The 4,914-nt window shown below is 44.1% G+C and carries 6 protein-coding genes; 4 read left to right on the top strand and 2 right to left on the bottom strand.

The annotated features are described in order from the left end of the window. Window positions 1-73 precede the first annotated feature (73 nt). On the top strand, window positions 74-883 hold the full coding sequence (locus tag PX484_RS01850) for a squalene/phytoene synthase family protein (RefSeq protein WP_287664265.1): 810 nt from the start codon (window positions 74-76) through the stop codon (window positions 881-883). A 299-nt stretch (window positions 884-1,182) separates the two neighbouring features. Here the strand turns inward: PX484_RS01850 and petD are convergent, their stop codons facing one another. Both petD and petB read right to left on the bottom strand, forming a co-directional pair. Then, a complete protein-coding gene (gene petD, locus PX484_RS01845) occupies window positions 1,183-1,665 on the bottom strand; it encodes a cytochrome b6-f complex subunit IV (RefSeq protein WP_004267928.1) in 483 nt (160 codons plus the stop codon). Between the two features lie 51 nt (window positions 1,666-1,716). Beyond that, window positions 1,717-2,385 carry a cytochrome b6 gene (gene petB / locus PX484_RS01840; RefSeq protein WP_002738970.1) on the bottom strand — a complete coding sequence of 223 codons (669 nt, stop codon included), beginning with the start codon at window positions 2,383-2,385 and terminating at the stop codon, window positions 1,717-1,719. 284 nt (window positions 2,386-2,669) lie between these two features. On the opposite strand from petB, the gene PX484_RS25615 reads away from it, so the two are divergent. The 3 genes from PX484_RS25615 to PX484_RS01830 all read left to right on the top strand — a co-directional run. Continuing rightward, entirely contained in the window at window positions 2,670-3,149 is a 480-nt protein-coding gene (locus tag PX484_RS25615) for an IS607 family transposase (protein ID WP_199308304.1), read from the top strand. After that, a complete protein-coding gene (locus PX484_RS01835) occupies window positions 3,079-4,314 on the top strand; it encodes an RNA-guided endonuclease InsQ/TnpB family protein (RefSeq protein ID WP_204377852.1) in 1,236 nt (411 codons plus the stop codon). Before PX484_RS25615 ends, PX484_RS01835 begins: the two co-directional genes overlap by 71 nt. Window positions 4,315-4,355: 41 nt before the next feature. Beyond that, on the top strand, window positions 4,356-4,914 hold a 559-nt coding region (locus PX484_RS01830), incomplete at its 3' end, for a circularly permuted type 2 ATP-grasp protein (protein WP_288102721.1).

Here is a 4,914-nt window from a genome sequence, read left to right as displayed (position 1 = left end):
CGGAATAACCTAAACCGATCTGTCTGATTGGTTTAACTCGTAGTTACCTAAGTTGGCGTGAGGAGAGGACTGAATGAATTTGCGCGATAATGCTTTAACGATTCTGCAAGAAACGAGTCGAACTTTTTATATTCCCATAAGCCGTTTACCGGATCGTCTGCTCGAGGCAGTAGCCTCAGCTTATCTCTGTATGAGGGCGATCGATGAAGTAGAAGACCATCCCGACCTAGATAACTTCAGTAAATCTCAGATATTAAGACAAATTAGTCTGAATTTACAAGCAGGTACCGAAAATTCTACCGAAGAGAACTTTGCTTTTGGCTTAGTCCATCGGGAGATTTTGCCGGAAGTAACCCTGAGAATTGGCGAATGGGCCCTGTTAGCACCGGATTCGATCGCCCCCCGGGTTTGGGATGCCACGGCGGCCATGGCCGATCGCATGGCCTACTGGGCCGGGAATAACTGGGATATTCGCACAGAAGTGGAATTAGATCAATATACCTTTAGTGTGGCCGGTGCCGTGGGTTTATTGCTGTCTGACCTCTGGAATTGGTACGACGGCACTCAAACTAATCGCAGTTATGCCATCGGTTTTGGACGGGGTTTACAAGCGGTTAATATTGCCCGCAACCATGGCGAGGATCTGCGCCGGGGGGTAAGTTTTCTGCCCCAGGGTTGGACAATTAGTGATATTCATAATTATGCCCGTCGTAATCTGAAATTAGCCGATTATTACACTCAATCGCTGCCTAATGGGCCGGCCCTTGATTTTTGTAAGATTCCCCTCGCTTTAGCCCATGGCACTCTCGAAGTCCTAGCGTTAGGTAAGGAAAAACTCAGCCGCAGCGATGTCATCGCTTTGGTACAACAAATTACCCGATAGAAGAAATCACAATTAGGGTTGGCTGAATAAATCTAAAAACCTTGTTGGGTAAGACTTTTAGACTTTTTGTCAATCAAAAAGTACCGGACTGGGAGTGATCAGGGGGAAAATCCCTGGACTTTTTCCCTGAAAATTAGGTAGTTGACCACCTGAAAATCGGTAAAACCCCACACCCCACACCCCACACCCTGCCCCCAAGAAAAACTTTTTGCCGCAAACCCCAATTAAAATTGCCCACGATCGCTCTTCCAAAGTCTGGAATCACAAGCGTGGGCAAAAAACCGGTGAAGTTCAGTAACTTAGAACAAACCGAGAGTTAAAGATGTATCGATGGGGAAAGTGGCACCAATACCTAACCAAATCGTGACCACAGTACCAAATAGGAAGATAGCGGTAGCGACGGGACGACGGAAAGGATTTTGGAATTTATTGACGCTTTCAATAAAAGGAACTAACATCAAGCCTAGGGGAACGCCAGCCATGCAAGCGATACCTAAGAGTTTGTTAGGAAGAATACGGAGAATTTGGAAAACGGGATAAAGATACCACTCTGGCAGAATTTCTAAGGGAGTAGCGAAAGGATCGGCAGGTTCACCGATCATGGTGGGATCCATAATCGCTAAACCGGTGCAGAGTCCGATCGTACCAAAGATAACCACCGGGAAGACATAGAGCAGATCGTTAGGCCAAGCTGGTTCACCGTAGTAGTTGTGACCCATCCCTTTAGCCAACTTAGCGCGTAGAGCGGGATCGCTGAGATCGGGCTTTTTTAATGTGGACATGGATAATGTCTCCTAAAAATGATTTCGGATCGACAGAGATATTTTTCTGAATTATAGAGGCCCAGAAATGCCTTGTTTACGGATCATCAAGAAATGTAGCAACATGAAGACCGCGATCGACCAGGGTAGTACAAAGGTATGTAAGCTGTAGAAACGGGTTAAAGTTGCTTGACCGACGCTTTCGCTACCGCGCATCAGGGTGACGAGTTGATCACCGACGACGGGAATAGCAGCAGGTACACCGGAAACGATTTTAACCGCCCAGTAACCCACCTGATCCCAGGGTAAGGAGTAACCGGTGACACCGAAGCTAACGGTGATCACGGCCAGGACAACCCCAGTTACCCAGGTTAATTCCCGAGGTTTTTTGAAGCCACCGGTCAGATAGACGCGGAAAACGTGCAGGATCATCATTAACACCATCATACTGGCGGACCAGCGATGGATAGAACGAATTAACCAACCAAAGTTAACTTCGTTCATGATGTACTGTACGGAGGAGAGGGCCTCTGCTACAGTGGGTTTGTAGTAGAAGGTCATGGCGAAACCAGTGGCAAACTGGATCACGAAGCACACAAGGGTGATACCACCCAGACAGTAGAAGATATTAACGTGGGGGGGAACGTATTTGGTGCTGATATCATCAGCGATCCCTTGAATTTCTAAGCGTTCCTCAAACCATTGATAGGCTTTGGAATCCGTTACTTGTTTGGTAAACATCGCGTAACCAGTAAGAAAAATGAAAGATTTAAGGTGTGACCTTTAAAAAATGTAACACAGTTTTCAGGGCTAATTCTCGCTCTTGTCAGGTTTCTCCACCGGTGGGGATCAATTGGCGATCGCTAGACCTGAAAAACCGCTAACTTCCTAAAATTTCCCTTAAAATGTCTCCTAGACTACAAAAAATTGGGCCAATTGTCCGACACTGGGAATAGGTAAGGTTGACAGCTAGTTACTGATTTGCTCACATTGACCTACATACGCCACTATTTAGGCGAACGTTTGTGACCCTAAGAAAAGCCGTTGAGCTATGGGGATTACATCCCAATACATTAAGAGAATATGCCGATGAAGGGAAAATCAAAAGTATCAAAAACGAAGCAGGGCAACGATTGTACGATGTCCAGTCTTACGTCAATGGTGCAGCTAGAGCTTCCCTTGTTTGCTACTGCCGAGTCAGTTCAATCAAGCAACGAGATGACCTTGAGAGACAAGTCAGCTTTATGCGCGGATTCTATCCAGAGGCAGAAATCATCAAAGACATCGGTAGTGGGCTTAACTTCCAAAGAAAAGGACTTAGAGCCATACTGGACAGATTATTGTGGGGAAATAAACTCACAATTGTTATGTCCACACTGGACAGATTATGCCGATTTAGATTCGAGCTTATACAGTACATGGTCGAACAAAACGGTGGCAAAATCTTGGTTCTCGACCAAACTGTTCACAGTCCCGAATCAGAACTTACAGCAGACTTGTTATAAATACTTCACATCTTCTCTTGCCGAATGTCCGGACTCAGGAAGTACGCTCAAAAAATCAAAGAAAGTGCGGATTTATCCAACAACAGAACAGAAGAAACTGATGAAACACTGGTGGGGAGTATCTCGGTTTGTCTTCAACCAAACCATTAAATATCTACAGGAACCAGATAGAAAAGCTAATTGGAAGGCTATCAAGACCGGAATCATTAATGATTTACCAGAATGGGCTAAAGAAGTCCCCTACCAGATTAAATCAATAGCAGTCAAAGACGCTTGTGAAGCCGTTAAAAATGCTCAAAGAAAATATCAAAAAACTGGGGAAATCCAGAAAATAAAATTCCGTTCCCGTAAAGATAAACAGCAATCATGTTATATTCCTAAGTCAGCCATTTCAGAAAAAGGAATATATCACACAAAATTAGGGCAAATACGCTTCACCGAATCACTGCCCGACAATTTTGGGGATAGCCGATTAGTATCCAGAAATGGACAATACTATTTAGCTATTCCCCATGAGGTGCAACGATGCGAATCCGATAACCAAGGACGCATTGTCGCCCTAGACCCCGGTGTTAGAGATTTTCTGGCACTATTCTCGCCTAATAGTTTTGGCTCAATCGGGAGTCAGGATATAGGTAAAATCCAACGATTATGCTATCACCTTGATGATTTAATTTCTCGTTCTACCAAAGTTAATGCTAAAACCAGAAACCGTTATCGAAAAGCAGCTAGTCGACTAAGAAATAAAATCAGGAATTTAGTAGATGAACTTCATCATCAAGTTGCTAGATTCCTAGTTGATAACTTTGATGTGATTCTTTTGCCTACTTTTGAAGTGTCAGAAATGGTTCTAAAAAATAGCAGGAAGATTCGCTCAAAATCTGTTAGACAGATGCTTAACTGGTCTCATTACCGATTTAAGCAATTTCTCAAGCATAAGGCTTTTGAGATGGGTAAATTAGTAATAGACTGCTGTGAAGCCTATACGTCGAAAACAGTTAGCTGGACTGGTGAATTAATACATAACTTAGGTGGAAAAAAAGTCATTAAATCCAAGATTGATGGCAAGACGATGGATAGAGATATTAATGGCGCACGAGGAATTTTTCTTCGTGCTTTGGGAGATACCCCCTCTTTAAGAGACTCTCTTAGAGTGCATTGTTAATGTATGTTAGCAAAAAAGTATCGGTATGGAATGAGGTCAGCGTGCTATTAAATACCTACGATCCCGAAGGCTTCTACGACGAACTATTCTTAGATGATGGTCAACCTCGTCCCCACGCGTCCCCTTTAATCAAATGGCTGCAGAATCTGCCACCCCGAGAACTTCAACAACACCGGGAAACCGCTCAGTCGGCCCTGTTTGAATTGGGGGTGACTTTCAATGTCTATAGCGACAATCAAGGGGTAGAAAAAATCTTTCCTTTTGATATTATTCCCCGAATTGTCTCGGCTGAGGACTGGGATTATTTAGAAAGAGGACTGAAACAACGCATCAAAGCCCTCAATCTTTTTCTCTCCGATATCTACAATGATCAATTAATCATTAAAGATGGCATTATTCCCCCCGAATTAATCGCCTCGGCGACGGGATTTCTTAAACCCTGTCTGGGACTGAAACCCTCCGGAGGTATCTGGTGTCACATCACGGGAACCGATTTAGTCCGCGATAAAGATGGTCAATGGTACGTTTTAGAGGATAATTTGCGGGTTCCTTCCGGTATTTCTTATGTCCTCGAAAATCGTCGGGTAATGAAAAGCACCT

Origin of the sequence: Microcystis sp. M49636_WE2, from assembly GCF_030065375.1 — a bacterium.
GTDB lineage: Bacteria > Cyanobacteriota > Cyanobacteriia > Cyanobacteriales > Microcystaceae > Microcystis > Microcystis aeruginosa_C.
This window is presented reverse-complemented; position numbering and strand designations above follow the sequence as displayed.

Excerpts from the sequence above, each read along its gene's own strand:
- PX484_RS01850 (WP_287664265.1), top strand. The coding sequence starts at position 74 with ATGAATTTGCGCGATAATGCTTTAACGATTCTGCAAGAAACGAGTCGA.
- petD (WP_004267928.1), bottom strand. The coding sequence starts at position 1,665 with ATGTCCACATTAAAAAAGCCCGATCTCAGCGATCCCGCTCTACGCGCT.
- petB (WP_002738970.1), bottom strand. The coding sequence starts at position 2,385 with ATGTTTACCAAACAAGTAACGGATTCCAAAGCCTATCAATGGTTTGAG.